The 18,644-nt window shown below is 49.4% G+C and carries 16 protein-coding genes; 2 read left to right on the top strand and 14 right to left on the bottom strand.

All coding sequences use genetic code 11. The features are described 5' to 3' along the window. The first annotated feature begins 28 nt into the window (after positions 1-28). Positions 29-865 carry a carbonic anhydrase gene (locus NST83_RS01645; RefSeq protein WP_342416336.1) on the top strand — a complete coding sequence of 279 codons (837 nt, stop codon included), beginning with the start codon at positions 29-31 and terminating at the stop codon, positions 863-865. A 124-nt stretch (positions 866-989) separates the two neighbouring features. On the opposite strand, the gene NST83_RS01640 is transcribed toward NST83_RS01645, so the two are convergent. Further along, a complete protein-coding gene (locus tag NST83_RS01640) occupies positions 990-2,276 on the bottom strand; it encodes a Gfo/Idh/MocA family oxidoreductase (protein WP_342416335.1) in 1,287 nt (428 codons plus the stop codon). 137 nt (positions 2,277-2,413) lie between these two features. On the opposite strand from NST83_RS01640, the gene NST83_RS01635 reads away from it, so the two are divergent. Further along, positions 2,414-3,271: an AraC family transcriptional regulator gene (locus tag NST83_RS01635; protein ID WP_342416334.1), complete on the top strand. Its 858-nt coding sequence runs from the start codon at positions 2,414-2,416 to the stop codon at positions 3,269-3,271. Here NST83_RS01635 and NST83_RS01630 read toward each other — a convergent pair. The 13 genes from NST83_RS01630 to NST83_RS01570 form a co-directional block, all read right to left on the bottom strand. Next, positions 3,261-4,091 carry a carbohydrate ABC transporter permease gene (locus NST83_RS01630; protein ID WP_342416333.1) on the bottom strand — a complete coding sequence of 277 codons (831 nt, stop codon included), beginning with the start codon at positions 4,089-4,091 and terminating at the stop codon, positions 3,261-3,263. The two genes, NST83_RS01635 and NST83_RS01630, sit on opposite strands and share 11 nt — an antisense overlap. Continuing rightward, positions 4,081-4,953: a sugar ABC transporter permease gene (locus NST83_RS01625; RefSeq protein ID WP_342416332.1), complete on the bottom strand. Its 873-nt coding sequence runs from the start codon at positions 4,951-4,953 to the stop codon at positions 4,081-4,083. The genes NST83_RS01630 and NST83_RS01625 overlap by 11 nt, the downstream gene beginning before the upstream one ends. Before the next feature lie 39 nt (positions 4,954-4,992). Then, positions 4,993-6,291: a sugar ABC transporter substrate-binding protein gene (locus NST83_RS01620; protein ID WP_342416331.1), complete on the bottom strand. Its 1,299-nt coding sequence runs from the start codon at positions 6,289-6,291 to the stop codon at positions 4,993-4,995. 247 nt (positions 6,292-6,538) lie between these two features. After that, positions 6,539-9,211 carry a pyruvate, phosphate dikinase gene (gene ppdK / locus NST83_RS01615; protein ID WP_342416330.1) on the bottom strand — a complete coding sequence of 891 codons (2,673 nt, stop codon included), beginning with the start codon at positions 9,209-9,211 and terminating at the stop codon, positions 6,539-6,541. Between the two features lie 286 nt (positions 9,212-9,497). Then, positions 9,498-10,064, bottom strand: coding sequence for a GNAT family N-acetyltransferase (locus tag NST83_RS01610; RefSeq protein ID WP_342416329.1), 567 nt, complete (start codon positions 10,062-10,064; stop codon positions 9,498-9,500). 172 nt (positions 10,065-10,236) lie between these two features. After that, complete coding sequence (locus NST83_RS01605) at positions 10,237-10,692, bottom strand: hypothetical protein (RefSeq protein ID WP_342416328.1); 456 nt, start codon at positions 10,690-10,692, stop codon at positions 10,237-10,239. A gap of 48 nt (positions 10,693-10,740) precedes the next feature. Then, positions 10,741-11,703 (bottom strand): ATP-binding cassette domain-containing protein, encoded by a 963-nt coding sequence (locus NST83_RS01600; RefSeq protein ID WP_342416327.1) that lies wholly within the window; start codon positions 11,701-11,703, stop codon positions 10,741-10,743. A 1-nt stretch (position 11,704) separates the two neighbouring features. Further along, positions 11,705-12,733 (bottom strand): ABC transporter ATP-binding protein, encoded by a 1,029-nt coding sequence (locus NST83_RS01595; protein WP_342416326.1) that lies wholly within the window; start codon positions 12,731-12,733, stop codon positions 11,705-11,707. A gap of 61 nt (positions 12,734-12,794) precedes the next feature. Further along, positions 12,795-13,640, bottom strand: coding sequence for an ABC transporter permease (locus tag NST83_RS01590; protein ID WP_137061271.1), 846 nt, complete (start codon positions 13,638-13,640; stop codon positions 12,795-12,797). Positions 13,641-13,644: 4 nt separating this feature from the next. Then, positions 13,645-14,595: an ABC transporter permease gene (locus NST83_RS01585; protein WP_149095462.1), complete on the bottom strand. Its 951-nt coding sequence runs from the start codon at positions 14,593-14,595 to the stop codon at positions 13,645-13,647. Between the two features lie 72 nt (positions 14,596-14,667). Beyond that, positions 14,668-16,287, bottom strand: a complete 1,620-nt coding sequence (locus NST83_RS01580) for an ABC transporter substrate-binding protein (RefSeq protein ID WP_342416325.1) — start codon at positions 16,285-16,287, stop codon at positions 14,668-14,670. A gap of 158 nt (positions 16,288-16,445) precedes the next feature. Next, positions 16,446-16,808 (bottom strand): DUF1304 domain-containing protein, encoded by a 363-nt coding sequence (locus NST83_RS01575; protein WP_137061269.1) that lies wholly within the window; start codon positions 16,806-16,808, stop codon positions 16,446-16,448. A gap of 144 nt (positions 16,809-16,952) precedes the next feature. Beyond that, entirely contained in the window at positions 16,953-18,464 is a 1,512-nt protein-coding gene (locus NST83_RS01570; protein WP_342416324.1) for a PAS domain-containing protein, read from the bottom strand. Positions 18,465-18,644: the final 180 nt, after the last annotated feature.

The following is an 18,644-nucleotide window of genomic DNA, read 5'->3' as shown; positions in this document are numbered from 1 at the left end:
TCTACTTTGGGAAGAAGGATCATGCACAATGAAAAAAAACTGGAGAGTTTGCTTGTCCAGCATGTTTGCTATTTTCCTGGTTGTGTCCGCAACTGGATGTAATGCTCAGCCCGCCACTTCCAAATCTACGAATACTTCGTCTTCACCGACTGGTAGCGCCGCCCATGCGGTTGTTCAGAAAACACACTGGTCCTATGAAGGAGAGGAGGGACCGGAGCATTGGGGAGAGTTGGAAAAGGATTTCGCCGCTTGTGGTAATGGCCTCGAACAATCCCCTGTCAACATAGAACATACTCGAATGGAAGCCTCGCAAACGCAGCAGCCGATACAGGTTCACTACACCAATACGAAAGTATCCATTCTGAATAATGGACACACCGTTCAAATCAATGCAGCCAACCCCAGTAATTATATTGTACTGGACGGTACCAAATTCACTTTAAAGCAGTTTCACTTTCATCATCCCAGTGAACACCAAATAGATGGTAAAAATGCCGATATGGAGCTTCATTTTGTTCATCAAAGTGACAACGGCAGCACCGCCGTCTTAGGCGTACTCATTCAAGGCGGCAAGGAGAATAAGGCTTTCAGCCGTATTTGGTCCAAACTGCCAAAAGATGTTTCTCAGGAAGAGGCTCTGGAGGGAGAACTGAATCTCGCTACTCTTCTGCCGAAGGATCTGCACTCGATTCGCTATAACGGATCTCTGACCACTCCGCCTTGCACAGAGCATGTGAACTGGACAGTACTGGAAAAACCCATTGAAATGTCGGCAGACCAAATCAGCCGGTTTGCTACTATTTTTCCCGATAACCATCGTCCTGTACAACAACTGGGAGCCCGTGAACTGACTGCTGATCAATAATGAAATAAGTACCCTACGACAGCTAACAGAAACTCTGCCGCCGCTGACAGCAAAATACCAAGAAGCCCCTCTGTTCATAAGATAAACAGGGGGGCTTCTTGGTTATTTTAGTGGTTGCCCGTCTTTACAAATGAACCAGTTCCTCCACCTTCACTGGCTGGCCCGTACGGATGGAGCGATTGGCGGCAATGCCCGTTAAAATAGACCAAGCTCCATCTATATGCGAGGCTGCGCGATGAAACCGATCATCTGCCGGCTGATCAAAAATATCCCGCAGCATGACCGGATCACCACCGCCATGACCACCCACGCCTTCCTCTACCTCCACCTCATAAGGTGCTGCAAAGTGGGGATAGATCGTAATGGTTTTTTCTTTTAACGCCCCCTCGTCTGCCTTACTGCCCCCGGAATTAACGTAGGATTGCTCGGATACCCGTACCTCCATCCGACCCTTGGTGCCGTTGAACACGATGATAAATCCCTCCCAAGGCATGTAAGCATTCAGCGAGTAGTTCATGACTGTCTTGTTCTTGTACTTCACCATGACACTCAGCGTGTCCTCAATGCTAATATTGTCGCCAAATACGCTTTGATCCCGCACATAGCCATCCTCATGCTCGGCATCCAAATACATGCTTTTCAGGTGCTCGTTACGGTCCAGATGCAGCGCAAACGGGTCATTTTCCGCTGCCTTGCTGCCGTAAGCCCGTTGATAGAACTCAGTCACACCACGCTGTTCCGCATTTTCCCGGCCATAAAATTTCAGATCGCCCATCGCATACACCGTTTCCGGCTTTGAGCCGAGCCAAAAGTTCATTAGATCGAAATGATGCGTCGATTTATGCACCAGCAGACCGCCACTGTTGCGCTTATCCCGGTGCCAGCGACGGAAATAATCCGCACCATGCTGTGTGTTCAGCAGCCATTCGAAGTTGACCGACAAGATATCACCAAGCGACCCGTCCATAATCACCTCGCGTATTTTCGTATTATGGGGCGCATAACGATAATTAAAGGTGACGCGCAGCTTCCGTCCCGTGCGATCTATGGCATCTAGAATATCTTGACATTTGTCCTCATCCACCGTCATCGGCTTCTCGGAAATAACATCACAGCCCAGCTCCATCGCCCGGATAATATAATGATGATGCACACGGTCAATGGTCGTGACGATCACGATATCGGGTTGTGTTTCTGCGATCATTCGTTCAAATTCATGAGCTTTATAGGTTGGAATCGGCTTGTGCTCATATTTCTCCTGCAACAACCGATTGGCATAGTCCATTCTCGTCTGATTGACGTCACAGAACGCGATCAGCTCCGAAGTATCCTTGAAAACGGTAACAACTTCACCGTAAAAAAATTCGGCTCTTCCTCCAGTACCCACAAGTGCATATTTGATTTTAGCCAATTGGCTCACACCCTTTGCATGAATTACTTTTATTTTATAGTATAAGAAAGAGCGAATTCTTCGCATTTATTGTGAATTTATCCTTAAAGTATACATATATTATCCTCTTGAATTCTCTCGTAAAGGAGACCGTTGATGTGATCGCCACACCCCGTTTTGCCATCGAGCAAGCGCTACGGACGGAGCCGTTCAGTATGTCCGCCGACCATGTTCACCAAGCACATGAAATCTATTATCTGCTGGCAGGAGAGCGCTACTATTACATTAATCAGCGGGTATACGCTCTACAGAAGGGCGATCTGATTTGGATCAGCAAGCATGATTTCCACCGTACGAGTAATAAAGGCAGCGGTAGTCATGAACGAATTTTGATCAACTTTGATGAGCAATTTGTCTCCACATTAACAAACACCGTGCCTTACGGGGGTCAGAAGCAGCCCCTCCTGCCGGAGAAAAGCTTTTTGCTTCGCCCTTCGGCGGAGGAACAGTGCGAGCTGGAGCATCTGTTCCAGCAAATGCTGGATGAGTATCATCAAGATCATGCATACCGCCATATGTACCTCCAAAGCTTGCTGCTCCAACTGCTTATCCGAATCGGCCGCATACAATCCTCCACCCCCGATACCATTGCGCCGGAACGCAGCGAGAAGCAGCAGCGAGTGTATGCGGTCATCGAATACCTGCATGCCCACTATGCGGAGAGGCTGACTCTGGATCAACTGGCAAGGCATTTTTATATCAGCAGCACGTATTTGTGTCGTATTTTCAAACAGACGACAGGCTTCACCCTGGTTGAATATCTTCAGGATGTTCGAGTCCAACAGGCCCGGGCGTATTTGAGTGAAACGAGCTGGAAAGTGACAACGATCGCTGAAAAAACGGGCTTTGACAGCATTGCCCATTTTGGCCGTGTGTTCAAGCAATGCACCGGGTATACCCCGTTACAGTATCGAAAAGAACAGAAAAAGGAGCAGGGAAACGCCCCTACCCCTTGATGCCCGTCAAGGTTATGCCTTCGATAATTTGCTTCTGAGCAATCATATAGACGAGCAGCACCGGAACGACGGAAATGGTAGTACCCGCCATCATCAGCGACCAATCCGCGGTATACAGCCCTTTAAAATTGTTGAGCAGCAGTGGAACCGTGAATTTCTCTGGTGTATTGAGGTAAATCAGCGGATCGAGAAAGCTGTTCCAGGCGCCCAAAAAGGTAAAAATCCCAATCGCGGCTAACGCTGGGCGAATCAGTGGCAGAATGACACTCCAGTAAATACGAATGTACCCCGCCCCGTCCATGACCGCCGCTTCCTCCAGATCGCGCGGAATCCCCATCACGAACTGGCGCAGCAGGAACACCGCAAACGCGTTAAACAACGCTCCGGGTACAATCAGCGACCAATGCGTATCCAGCCACCCGATGCGGTCCATCACCAAATACAGCGGGATCATCGTTACCTGTTTGGGCACCATCATCGTAGCAAGGAACAGGATAAACAGGACATTCGACCCCGGAAAGCGGATTTTGGCAAAAGCATACGCCGCCATGGACGCGCTAATCAGCGTCGCTGTCACGATAATGACCGTAATATAAAAGCTGTTCATGTACGCCTGCACGAAGGGCATAGCCTCCAGTGAAGCTGGATAATTACTCCATACAAACGGATCGGGAATCCATTGGGGTGGGACGACAAAAATTTGCGAAATATCCTTCAGAGAACTGAGAACCGTCCACAGGAAGGGAAAAAACATCATCAGAGAGCCGACAGCGAGCAGCACATGGCGCAGGAAATCCCTGCTGTTTTGCCTAGTCTCCATAGTGCACCCACCTCTTTTGCATTTTAAATTGCAGCAGGGTAAAGACAAGAATAATTGCGAACAAAATCATTGCTGCCGCAGCACTTTCCCCCATCGTAAAATCAATGAATGCCTGATCGTAAATATGGTACACAAGCGTATAGCTTGCCTTGGCTGGCCCCCCATTCGTCATGACGAACGCCTGATCGAACACCTGAAAAGAGCTAATGACCATCATGATGGTGACAAAAAAGGTCGTTGGTGACAATAGCGGCAGGGTAATATACCTTAGCTGCTGAAGCTTGCTGGCTCCGTCAATCTCCGCTGCCTCGTAATAGCTTTTGGAGATGCCCTGTAGTCCTGCCAGAAAAATGACCATATTATATCCCAGCCCCAGCCATATGCTCAAAAGCGCAATCGACGGAATTACCCATTGCGTATCCGTAAGCCACATCGGGCCTGTAATCCCAATCGCTCGCAGCAGATGATTTAAAATGCCAAATTCGCCGTTCAGTATCCACATCCAGATGACCCCGACCGATACCGAGCTGGTCACAACAGGCATGAAAAAGAACAAACGGTATATTTCCTTGCCCTTCACTTTGTTCAGGACAATCGCCACGAGCAGAGCCAATACAATCCCTGCCGGAATCACCAGCACCATATAGTACATCGTATTGAAAAGTGCCTTCCAAAAATCAGGATCAGATAGCTGGCCCCTGAAATTGTCCAAGCCGACAAACAAAGGCACGCCAAAGCCGTCCCAATTCACAAAGCTCAAATAAAACGCATATAGCAACGGCAATAGCGAAAAACATAGCAGGCCCAGAAACTGGGGGCTAATGAATAGATAGCCCCATAGCGCTTGATGCTTTTTCTGCATCTTGTCACCTTCCTCCCCGGTCACGGCCTTATTCCGTGCCTACTTGACCGCCTTGGATATGATCTGATTCAGCTTCTCAATCGTTGCCGCCGCATCCTGCTTGCCAAGGAACATCAGGTCAATCGTCTCCGTGATATCCGAGTTTAATCCCGGTACCTGCGCGTCGTAGGCCAGTGCAGAGCCATGCGCATGCCCTTTGTCACGTCCTTCGGTCAAATAGCTGGAATGCTCAATCGTCGCCTTTTTCATAATGCTCTCATCTGCTGCGGCAAGCGTACCCATGGCATTCCCACCTTCAACCAGTCGCGCCTCCTGCCCCTTCACCGAGACGTAGAATGCGGCCATCTTCATAGCCTCTTGCAGATGTGGACTGTTTTTGTTTACGGCTACGTAAGCAACCGGAATGGCGACAGGTTCATTTTTGCCCGTGTTGGAGGGCCAGTAAATATAATCAAAGTCGAGGCTTTTATTTTGACTGAACAAGGGCTCCAGCCATCTTCCGGCCGCCAGCATACCGACCTGGTTGGACATGAACATCGCATCTGCTCCCTGCCCCTTGGGAAGCGAACCGAGATATACCGCATTTCCCTTGTTCACCATATCGTACATGAAGCGGAAGGCTTCCTTGCCCTTTTCATTGTGATCCAGTACATACTTGCCTTGTTCATCAAAAATCCGGCCACCATTCGACCACACCCATGAATACCAGTGCGCCCACCAGTTTTCTGCAATATAGCCCTGCTTTCCGGCAGCTTTCAGCTTCGATGTGACTTCCTCAAAAGCGTCCCAGTTCCACTTGCCCTCGTCATAATATTCTTGCGGTGTCTTCACACTGGCATCCTTAAAAACCTTTTTGTTGTAATACATCACCATCGGATTGGAATCGGGAGTGACTCCGTAGATTTCCCCATCACGCTTCGCCGGACCCCACAATCCTTCCGGGAAATCCTCGGCTTTTACATCACTGGCATCACTTTTTAAAAACTCACCTAACGGCTGTACCTGCTTCGCCCCAATTAAACGTGCAATCGTCGGCTCATACGAATAAAACACGTCCGGTCCGCGACTTCCCTGAAGCTGTGTCAGCAGCTTTTGCTCATATTGGTCTCCCGGTACAGGCACCAGCTTAACCTCAATATTCGGGTTTTCCTTTTCAAATGCATCGAGCGCCCGCTGGTACACCTTCACCTCCGCAGGATTCCCCCAGACTTGCATGGTCAGCCGGACTTTTTTCCCTTCCGTGTTTTCCAGCTTGGGAGAGGTAGTGCATGCCGCTGCAAGTAAAAACAGAACGCTGAGAAAAAAACCAATTTTTATCCAGCTCATGTAATTGTCCATCTTAACCGCCTCCTGTAGCTTCGCATAGTTGTATGTCACCCTGATCTGAAGCGCTTACAAAACTTCTCTTATCATCATATGTAAAAGAGGGAGACGCGATATCCCCATTTTTCATGTATAACTAAATTTTTTACTTCCTGACGGAACTTTCCCCTATATTGTGGTAACTATAGTGTAAAACGAGGAAGGCAGCCTTTGGATCAAGGCTGCCTTAAATGTGTTATTGAAATGTAGAGACTACTTTCAGCTACAAAACAGACAACGCTCCCTCAGGCTGCTCCACTCTAACAAGCAAGGCTGCTTGAGCGGCGGCAATGCGGGCAAATGGTACCCGGTACGGTGAACAACTGACATAATCCAGTCCGCTGCGGTGACAAAAGAGAATAGACTCACTATCCCCGCCATGCTCCCCACAGATACCTGTCTCCAGAAAAGGCTTTTTTGCCCTGCCTTTGGCAACAGCCCATTCAATCAGCTTGCCTACGCCATCCTGATCCAACACCTGGAAAGGGTTCGCTTCCAAGATGTTTTTTTCCATATAGGAGCCGAGGAATTTACCTTCGGCATCATCCCGACTGTAACCAAAGGTCATTTGTGTGAGATCATTGGTTCCAAAGGAGAAAAAGTCGGCGTACTGGGCCACGCTGTCTGCCAGCAGGGCGGCTCTTGGAACCTCAATCATGGTGCCCACCCGATACCTGAACCACTTAAACTCTTCGCTAAGTACCTGAGTCGCCACCCCATCGACCAGTTCTCTCATCTGCTTGAGTTCATTCGAATGTCCGACCAACGGAATCATAATCCCTGGTCTCACATCCACGCCCTTGCGCAGTGCTGCTTCCGCGGCCTTAAAGATCGCTTCAACCTGCATATCGTATATTTCCGGAAACAGAATGCCCAGCCGAACACCGCGCAATCCCAGCATAGGGTTAATCTCCCGCAGGTCGTGCACCTTGGAGATGGTACTTTTAAGACGTTGAAGCTCCTCCACATGGCCGCCGGAAAGCTCAAGCTCCCGCTGTTGTTCCTGAAGCTGCTCCAGGTTCGGTAGGAACTCGTGCAACGGGGGGTCCAGCAAGCGGATGGTCATCGGTAAACCGTCCATCGCACTGAACATAGCCTCAAAGTCGGATTGTTGCATTTGGAGCAGACGATTCAAATGAAGAACCCGCGCCTCCTGATCCTCGGCCAAAATCATCGCCTGAATGATAGGCAGACGATTGCCTGAGAAAAACATATGCTCTGTACGACAAAGCCCGATGCCCTCGGCTCCAAATTTCCGAGCTTTGGCGGCGTCGAGTGGCGTATCCGCATTGGTGTAGACCTTCAACGTCCGAATTTCATCCGCAATCTCCAGCAGCTTCAGCAGCTCCGGTGTAATGACTGGCTCGTTCAGCGACAGACTGCCTTGATACACCTGCCCGGAGGTCGAATCAATCGAAATATCCTCCCCTTCCTGAAAGGTCAGGGCACCGATGCTGACGCTCCGACTGTCCAGGTCAATGCTCAGCGCCTCACAACCGCAAATGCAGGGTTTACCCATGCCTCTCGCAACCACCGCCGCATGGCTGGTCATCCCCCCTCGACTCGTCAGCACGCCTTCGGCGGCAATAATCCCGTGAAGATCGTCAGGTGAGGTCTCCACACTGACCAGGATGACTTTCTGCCCATCCTTCGTCCAATTCTCTGCCGTATCTGCGTCGAATACAATACGCCCACTTGCTGCGCCGGGCGATGCAGGCAGACCTTGGGCAATCGCAACCAGAGGTGTGGAAGCGTCAACGGAGCGATGCAGCAATTGTTCCATGTGGGACGGTTCGATCCGTTGGATAGCCTCCTCTTGGCTGATAATCCCTTCCTCTACTAGATCCACAGCTATTTTTACAGCCGCCTGCGCTGTTCTTTTGCCGCTACGTGTCTGTAGCAGATACAAATTACCTTTTTCAATCGTGAATTCGATATCCTGCATATCCCGGTGATGACGCTCCAGCAAGGAAGCTAGCTCTTCCAAACGTTCATAGACCAGCGGCTGCTCCTCCAGAAGCTGGGCAATAGGGCTAGGAGTGCGTATTCCGGCTACGACATCCTCGCCTTGGGCGTTCACCATATACTCGCCGTACAATTCATTAGCACCTGTGGAGGGATTACGGGTGAACAGTACCCCGGTTCCACTGTCGTTATCGAGATTGCCAAACACCATAGCCTGAATATTCACTGCTGTCCCTTGTTCATCTGGAATGCCGTAAGCCTTCCGGTACACCTTGGCACGCATATTGTTCCAACTGCGAAATACAGCTTCCACCGCTAGTTGCAATTGCTGATACACATCCTGCGGAAACGGCTGTCCGCTCTGCTGCGTGACAAGCTCTTTATAATGTTCGATCAGTTCCTTCCATTCTTCTGCGCTAACCTCCTGGTCACTGCCACGCCCATGGGTCTGCTTGTTCTGCTCCTGAAGCTGGTGAAAATGATTGGATTCGATACCCAGCACCACTTCCCCAAACATTTGAATAAATCTGCGGTAACAGTCATAGGCGAAGGTTTCATTTCCCGTCTGCTCTGTCAACCCACGCACGGTTTCATCATTCAGTCCCAGATTCAGTATCGTGTCCATCATACCGGGCATGGAGGCTACCGAGCCTGAGCGGACAGAGACCAGCAAAGGCCGCTCCATATCTCCGAATATAGCTGACTGGGCTTCCTCAACGTCGTGCAGGGCAATGACGACTTCTCCCAACAAACCCTCCGGGAGCTTGCCGCCGGAAGCAAAATAGGCTCGACACGCATCGGTAGTCACAGTAAAGCCGGGAGGGATCGGAAGACCCAGTGTCGTCATTTCCGCGAGATTGGCGCCTTTTCCTCCTAGTAGCGCTTTCATCCCCAACTTACCTTCGTTAAATGAGTACACTCTTTTCAGCATTATATTCATTCCCTCCACTTATCAAGATACATGCCTGAACTGATCTATAGGTTTACTTAAAGTTGTAACACAAAGTAATCAGTTATTTCAATATATAATACGTAATATATATTTATAATAATTATTTATGACGTTTTAAATAGCGAATAAACTTATTTATAAAACACTCTAATTCGTGGTTAGACGTATATTCGAATAGAATAAAGAATAAAGACTAAAACAAAAGGAGCTATCCCACCGTCATCTTTCATGACGTCTAGGACAGCCCCTTAACTCAGTTCAGGCTTTATTTTTCCTTTACCTCTGTTAGCATCTTTTCAAAAATATTATAGCCGCCCGTTTCACCTATATAGGTATAGCCACATTGTTGGTAAAACTGGCTTAGCTTGTCATTCCCCGCAATACAGTCTAATCGGATTCGGTCTTTGCCTGTGAAACGAATTCCCTTTTCAATCCATTGCACCAGTTCACGGCCTAAGCCCTTCCCGGTTCTATCCCGATCCACAACCAGGCGATGCAAATATACTGAGGTTCCTCCGTCGGAATCAGCATCATCTAGCCCCCAAAGCTTACGATCCCACGCACTGGGCTGCTGTTGCAAAATCACAGCACCTGCTAATGCATGATCCTCTGATGTGCGGAAAGTAATGACTTCTCCACGTGCAATTGCCCCTCCCAGGTTGTGATCATCTTTCCCTTGGAGTAGGTTGCCCCATTGCGTGGAGCCTCTGCTGTGCAGCCATCTGGCAGTTTGTAAAATTAACTCCTGCACCTGCTCCTGATCCTCAGCGCCTGCCTGAAAAACGCGTAATTCCGGATTCACGAATGGATCGACAATTTGTAGTGTTGTCATGCCGCACCTCAACTCTCTTATGTCAGTATGTATGAAAACTATATCATAAAAAAGAGAGTTTGATTTTATACTTTTATGGTGGAAAATATAACCATTCTATCTATTCCAACCGATGATAACCGTATGAGAAAAGATGGGAAGGTTGTGTCCTACTCAGAACAGAACCCACAACTTATACCGTCTGCACAGCAGGCACAATTCGGTACAATCCCGCAACATCACCAGTCGCGGGCCGATCTTCCTGTATCGACCAGCCGAACGACAGCACCTGCTCTAGTCGATCATACTCAACCTTCGTCAGCTCGGATGTAACGGCTTCGCTTCCTTCCACCAGTGACAGCTCAGGCTCACGCCCGAACGCAGCGGAAATCCAGGAACGAATACCCCGTATCGTGTTGTACTTGATCTGGTATCCGTCTGTTACCGCGCTGGCAAAAACCTCTGGCTCCCTGGACGCCAGCCCGGTGGCAAGCTCTGCATAATCAAAATCGGACTGTCCGTCCGACGGCAGTTCATTGTGCTGCACCCGACGGATTAGCTCCTCATCGGACCAGCCTAATCTGCGTAAAGATTCCAGCATGAGCGCATCCCATTGTGAAATACGTACTCTGTTCGTCGATTCAGTCATCGTTTTTTGCCTCCTTATTGATCACGTACATCGTACACCAGCCTTAACCTAACGGTTAACCGGGTACGCTACATAATGGCCGGGGCTGATTTCCCGCAGCTCAGTGGCACTCTCACCGTCCTTGTCCCATGCCAAGGAACCGTCTGATTGGGCAAAGCCCGCCCCAAAACCGTCCCGCTCTCCGACTGCTCTCGGATCAGGCACCGGGATAGAGGACAGCAGCGCCTGTGTATATGGATGGGCTGGCTGCTCATACAGCTCATCTGCATCGGCTACCTCCACCAATCGTCCATGGTACATCACACCGATCCGGTCTGAAATATGCCGCACCATCGACAAATCATGGGCGATGAACAGATACGTCAGTCCGAATTCCTGCTGGAGATCCTCCAGCGTATTAATCACCTGCGCCTGAATAGACACGTCCAGCGCCGAAATCGGCTCGTCACAGACAATGAACTCCGGATTCACGGACAAAGCACGCGCGATAGAAATCCGCTGGCGTTGCCCGCCGCTGAACTCATGCGAGTAGCGGTACAAATGCTCCCGCTTCAGCCCGACCTTTTCAAGTAAAGCCACAACGGCATCCTTACGCTCACTGCCCTGATGCAATCTGTGAATGTCCATCGGCTCGCCAATCAGGTCAAGCACGTTCATACCCGGATTAAGCGAGGAATACGGGTCCTGAAAAATGCTCTGAATGCGCCGACGCAGCGGCTTGAGCTGCTTATCGTTCAGTTTGGAAATATCCTGACCGTCAAAGCGCACCGTGCCTTCCGTATAATCGTATAACCGCGTCAGGCAGCGTCCAACCGTCGATTTGCCGCTGCCCGACTCGCCGACCAATCCGAACGTCTCACCACGCTTGATCTGGAAGCTCACGCCGTCAACCGCCTTGAGTACCTCTGAGCTGCGTCCCAACAAATCCTTGGCTGTTACAAAATGCTTCTTAAGCCGATGTACCTCCACCAAGGGCTGGCTTTCACCCACTGCATTACTCGCTTCACTCACGTTAAACCCTCCCTTCCGAATGGCCCGCTTCGGATGTCTCGTAAACTCCGGCAGGCACAGCGTCCGGCTCGTTCAGCCAGCAGGCCGCCCGCTGATCCGGGCGAATCTCCACCATCGGTGGCCGCTCTACACAGCGGGCAAACGCGTGCGGGCACCGGTCCATGAACGGACAGCCGGACGGCGGGTCCAGCAGGTCCGGCGGCGTGCCCTCGATCGGCACCAGCCGCTCGCGGAAGCCGTTCGTGCGCTGCGGCACAGAGCGCAGCAGGCCCTGCGTATACGGGTGGGCCGGACGATAAAAGATATCGTCCACGCGACCCTCCTCCATCACCATGCCGCCGTACATCACGATAACACGGCTGCACACCTGGGCGACGACGCCCAGATCATGAGTGATCAGGGCAATCGCCATGTCGGATTGCTGCTTCAACGTCTTGAGCAGCTCCAGAATTTGCGCCTGGATCGTCACATCCAGCGCTGTGGTCGGTTCGTCAGCAATCAGCAGCTCCGGGCTGCACGAGAGCGCCATCGCGATCATCACCCGCTGACGCATCCCCCCGCTGAATTGGTGCGGGTATTGGTTCATCCGTCGCTCCGGCTCGGTAATCCCCACTTGCCGCAGCAGCTCCACAGCGGCTTTCGTAGCCGCTTCCTTGCTCAGTCCCCGGTGTCTGCGAATCACCTCCACCAGATGATAGCCGACCTTCTTGACCGGGTTCAGCGAGGTCATCGGGTCCTGAAAGACCATCGCAATCTGGTTCCCGCGTATTTTGCGCCATTGCTTTTCCGTCAGAGCCGTCAGACTTTCTCCCCGGTAACGAATATCGCCATTCAGCCGCTTGCCCGGCGGGGCAATCATAGACATGATGGCTTTGGCTGTAACACTTTTACCGCTACCAGATTCTCCTACGATTCCTACCGTTTCTCCAGCATCAATATGAAAGCTAACCCCTCGAACCGCCTGATTCTCCCCCTCACGTGTGAAAAAGGAAACCTCCAGTTGTTCGACAGACAGCAGATGTTCAGTCATCGTGTTTTCGCTCCTTTCTGTCGCTCCTGGAGCCATTGGTCATGGGTCTTGCAGCTGTGAATCATCGTTTCACCAGCTTGGGTTCAAAACCTACACGCAGCACATCCCCCAAAACATTAAAGCTCAGCACGGTCAGTAAAATAAGCAGCCCCGGAAATAACGCCATATATGGAGCCTGTGCAATATATCCTTGGGCATTATTCAGCATACTTCCCCATGTCGCGTTCGGCAGTTGCACACCAAAACCGAGGAAGCTCAGTGACGATTCCATCATAATCGCCGAGGCGATATTGTTCGTCGCCCCCACGATAATCACCGGAATCAGGTTCGGGACGATATGCTTCAGGATGATCCCGAATGTGCTTTGTCCCGAAGCTTTGGCATACAGCACATATTCCCGTTCCCGCAGCGTCATCGTCTCTGCCCGAACCACCCGGGCAATATTCATCCACATCAGCAGGGCGATAATGACAATAATATTGCCGACGCCCGGCTTCAAAAACACACTCAACAGCAAAATAACCAAAAAAGACGGAATCGACATGATCAGCTCCAAAATCCGCATAAGTAAATTATCAATCCATCCACCGAAATAGCCGCTTACAATGCCTACTACTGCGCCAATACTCGTCGCAATAATCATGGACGCGAAGCCCACCAGCAAAGATACACGACCGCCGTACAGCGCCCTTGTAAAATAGTCCCGGCCGTAGTCATCCGTTCCAAACCAGTGTGCCGCTCCCGGCGATTGGAGTCGCTCCAGCACGTTCAGCTTGTTCGGGTCCTGCGGCGACAAAAAGGCGAAGATTGCCCCTAGAGAGAATACGATCAATAGTATGAGGGCTGTGGCGCCCATTTTGCTCGTCATCAGCTCGATCCCGATGTTGCGCCATTTGCTCCGATTCATGAGTTCACCTCGTTGATTTAATTCTCGGGTCTGCGATGCTGTACAAAATATCCGCAAGCAGATTGCCCAGGATCAGCAGCAGGGCGGAAAACAGTGTAATGCCCATGATAACGGGATAATCCATCCCTTTTACCGCCGTCATGCCTAGCGAGCCAATGCCCGGCCAGGAAAATACCGTCTCGGTCACGATGGCTCCGGCTACCAGATCTGCAACCGACATACCGAGCAGCGTAATGATAGGCAACAGCACATGCTTGAGCACATGCCGAAATAAAACCAGTCGTTTTCCAGACCCGAACGCATATTGAATCTGTACGTATTCTTCCTTGAGCTGCGTTATTGTACTGGAACGGATATACCTCACATACACAGATAAAAACCCGAAGGCCAGTACAAAACACGGTAAAATCCCATGCTTGATCACATCAAGCGCCGAGTCCGTTCCAATGGTCCGCATCCCCGTACTTGGAAGCCAATGCAGATAAATAGCAAACAAATAAATAAGTAAAATGCCGAGCCAAAACAGCGGTACAGAAATCCCGATGTACGACATCAGGTTAATCAGCTTGTCGATCCAGCGATTCCGATTGGCCGCAGCCGTCAAGCCGAGTGGAATCGCAATCAGGACAGCCAGTACAATGGATGCACCCATTAATCCGGCGGTAGCCGGGAGGCGATCCAGAATCTGATCCAGTACAGGCTGGTGATTAATAAGCGAGTAGCCCAAATCACCTGTGAGACTTTTTTTGAGCCATAACATGTACTGCACATAAGCAGGCTGATCCAGCCCCAAGCTGTGCCTCATACGTTCGATATCTTCCAGATGCATATTCGGTGTAACAAAAGAGAGAACCGGATCACCTGGAGCCAGCTTGATCAAGCCGAAGCAGACGATGGATACGAAAAATAGCATCGGTATAACTTGCAGCAATCTTCTGGCGATGAGTTGTCTCATACGTTTCTCTTCCCCTTGCTGTTCTCGAAAAAAATAAGCTGGTTCTCCCAGCTTATTTTTGAAAACCCTGTCTTATTTGTGATAAATTTTGGACAAATCTTCGAAAATTACGACCGGTTTCAGCACAGCCTGATCAATGCCGCCATACTGCTTGTCGAATGCTACAATTGTTTTGGTATAAGCAATCGGATAGATAACGGCATCATCAGCCAAAAGCTCCTGTACCTTTTTATAGATTTCTCCACGCTTGGTCGTATCCGACTCTCCCGCGCCCTCTTCCATCAGCTTATCCACTTCCTTGTTGGAATAATGCGAATAGTTGGAGGAAGATCCGGTGCTGTACAAGATACGGTACGCATCCGGGTCGTAACCCATGATATAGCCGCTGATCGCCAGATCGAAGTCCTTGGCATTCGTGTCGACGAATTTTTGTGACCAAGCCGAGGAATCCATGCTGTTTACATCCAACTGAACGCCGATATCCTTCAACTTCTGCTGAATGTACAGCGCCTGTGCCTCTTGCACCTTATTACCACCTGGGATAATAATGCGCAGCTTCAGTCCTTCAGCTCCAGCCGATTTCAGCAGTTCTTTCGCCTTATTCACATCATTATTGAAAAATGGAACATCGTTCGTGTGATACAGCACGTCCTGTGTCAAAGCAGACTTCGCGGTATCCGCGTAATCCTTGGAGCCATAAGATACTTGAATCAACTCATCCTGGTTCAGCGCATATGAAAGCGCCTGACGCACTTCTTTTTTGTTCAACTGCTTGGTGTCGCTGTTTTCATTAAACATCAGGTAAGCCAAACGGCCTTCGCTGTATGGGAAAATGTCAAACTTCCCGGTTGCTTTAATCGTCTCCACATTTTGCGGATCTACATAGTTAACATTGATTTCGCCATTCTGGAGCGCCAAGCTCGCAGCATTCGAATCCTTCACAATTCGATACGTTACAGAATCCAGATGCGGCTTGCCGCCAAAATAGTTATCGAACCGTTCCAGCGAAACGTACTCGCCGGTTTTGTATTCTTTAAACTTGAACGGACCTGATCCAACTGGAGTGTTGTTTTTTGTGCTTTTCTCAATATCGGCTTCGTTCTCGAAAATATGCTTCGGAATCGGAGATACCTGTACCAGTGCCGCCTCAAAAGCAGGAGCTGCCTGTGGAAGCTTGAAATCCACTGTTGTATCATCAACCTTGCTCACCTGAACCGGCTTGCCGTTAATCATGAAATTACTTCTCAAAAAGCTGTGCTGCTTCTCGTCCAAAATTTTATTAATCGTGAAAACCACATCGTCAGCCGTCAGCTTCTCGCCATCATGCCAAGTCAGATTCTTTTTCAGCTTCAGCGTGTACGTCAGCTTGTCCGCCGAAGGAGTCAGGCTATCTGCCAGATAGAATGTCTTCTTGCCGTTGTTCACCTGAAACAAAGGTGCGAATATCGCCTGATCTATCGTCAGACTCACCCGATCACCCGCATAGTTCGGGTTCAGCACCACCGGATCGGCTTGTACACCGATGATCAGACTGCCGCCATCCTTGGGTTGCCCGTTATCCGCTGTTGTAGCATTCGTATTCGCTGCACTATCCTTTGTCGCAGACGAAGAACCGGAATTCCCGCCAGAGCAGGCACTTACCACCAACATTAATATAATCAATACAAATACACCAGTCCAATTACGACGCATGTCTCCAGCCTCCGAGTTCTCTAAGTATGTAATAAAAATCATTATAAATCGGAATAATCGGATTTACAATCAATCAAAAACTACCTTTTTCCCTTGAGTTTAGAATTCCAGACATTATGTGATCGAATATAGCAAAAAGACACCCGCTAAGGGCGTCTTCAGAGTATCCATAAACTGATTAGTGCCAGGATAGCGGGTAGTCCTTGTTTTAATAAAATGGACTTGTTGGATGTCAATGCGCCATACACCGCCGCCACCACCACGCAAATGACAAAGAACAGCTGAATTTGCCAGCCTATCACAGCATCCGGGTACAGCAGCCCCCATACCAGCCCGGCAGCCAGAAACCCGTTGTACAACCCTTGATTCGCAGCCAGTGACTTGGTCACTCCCGCCAGCTCCTTGGAGGTGCCGAACGTGCGCATCGCCCGTGGAGTCGTCCACAGGAACATCTCCAATATTAAAATGTACACATGCTCCAGAGCAACAATTCCGACCAAAATTGAACTTATCAAGTTCAAGCGTATTCCTCTTTTCCACGCAAAATCGTTGTAAGTTGTAACTTTCGGATTCACTCTTGAGGATTATAATCCATTTTCCAAAATCAGTAAAGAGACCGGAACTAAGCCCGGTCTAGTTCTTGCATAATCTTAGAAGAATGTTGCTTACATCGTTCTTGCAAAATCAAGCAATGCTTTGGACATGCTGTTGATCTCGTCCGTAGATGCATTCACCTGCTGCGTGAGCGCGGCCTGTGTCTGCGTCAACGTAGACATGTTGCCGATGTTATACAAAATCCGCTCGATGAGCGTCTTCATTTCGTCCAGACTGGTCTCAATATTTCCGGTCGCATCGGCACTGTGAATGGCAAGCTTCCTTACTTCATCCGCAACTACGGCAAAGCCGCGTCCCTGTTCACCTGCACGGGATGCCTCGATCGCCGCATTCAGCCCAAGCAGATTCGTTTGATTGGCAATCTCTTTAATGAAATTGGAGATGTTCTGCGTCTCTTCCGCGCTGACTTTGGCCTGATTCGCCGCCTCAGTCGATTGCTCTTGAGCCGTAGCCAGCTCCTGCGCCTGATTACTAACCGAGTTGACACCGTTCACCATTTCTGCGATGGAATCCGAAAGATGCTGTATTTTGAGCGTGAGCTCGTCCGCAACGGACTGCTTTTGTTTTTCCAACGTTACATCACGGATGGTACCTGCCATGCGAATTGGCACTCCCTTACTGTCACGTATGCATCCCCCACTATTATAATACCAGCGGTATTCGCCATTTTTATTCTGCAAGCGGCAAGTTACTTCATAGGGAGTGCGATCTGAAAAATCATTCAAATGGTCGTGCAACGCTTTAAGCGCGATTTCAACGTCATCTGGATGCAAGCGTGAACCCCAGCTGCTAAGCACACTCGGGAAGTCTTTTTCATCATTGAAACCCAGCGTTTTGCGAAATTGGGGTGACCACCAAAATTCACTATCGGGATGCTCTACATCTCCGTCAACCAGGATGATGTCGTATGGAGCCTCAACCAACACACGATTGATGAGATCATATCTTGTAACTAAGGCCTCCAGTTCGTCAGACTTGATCTTTTGGTCATGTACATCCAATAATGCCCCCGCAATACGAAGCGGCATACCCTGCTCATCACGAATCGTCGTTCCCGTGGCACGGAACCAACGATACTCACCATGCTTCAGCTTTAAGCGATACTGAATGTCATAAGGAGTTTTTCCGGTATGATCTAGCAAATGATCAGCCAACGCTGCCAATACCCAGTCATAATCCTCCGGATGTAACCGCGATGCCCAACTATCCAATACATTTGGGAAATCCTTTTCGCTTTGATACCCCAGCATGGAACGGAATTCATCTGTCCATGTGAATGTATTGTTCGGATTTACAGGATCACCTGCAACGACCTCCATATCCCATAAGCCGACTTCAATCGCCTTGGTGACGAGCTTTAGACGAATGTCAGTGTGTCGAGCATCATTTTTGATGGATTCAAGCGCTTGGTTGACATTGTTTGCGATTTCCTGAACCTCAGAAGATGCAGAGGGTAGTTGCATTGCGGCAGAATAATCCTTCTGCTGTATTTTTTGCGACAATTTGCGGCTTTCTTCTACTAAAGGGGTAAGTGAATAAGCCTCGTTTTTTTTGAGAAACATGATAGGATCTTCCCTTCTGAACCAATGTTTGAAACGGTATACTTTATATCGGATTATTATCAATAATCATTATAAATAAAATTGAAAATAATTAGGTATAAAGAACCATTTTTTAGATCCATATGCGCATATATTCATAAATAAAATATCGAACTATGGAGAAGTATAGCAGTTGTGGAA

Origin of the sequence: Paenibacillus sp. FSL R10-2782 (assembly GCF_038592985.1) — a bacterium.
Classification (GTDB): domain Bacteria; phylum Bacillota; class Bacilli; order Paenibacillales; family Paenibacillaceae; genus Paenibacillus; species Paenibacillus terrae_C.
This window is presented reverse-complemented; position numbering and strand designations above follow the sequence as displayed.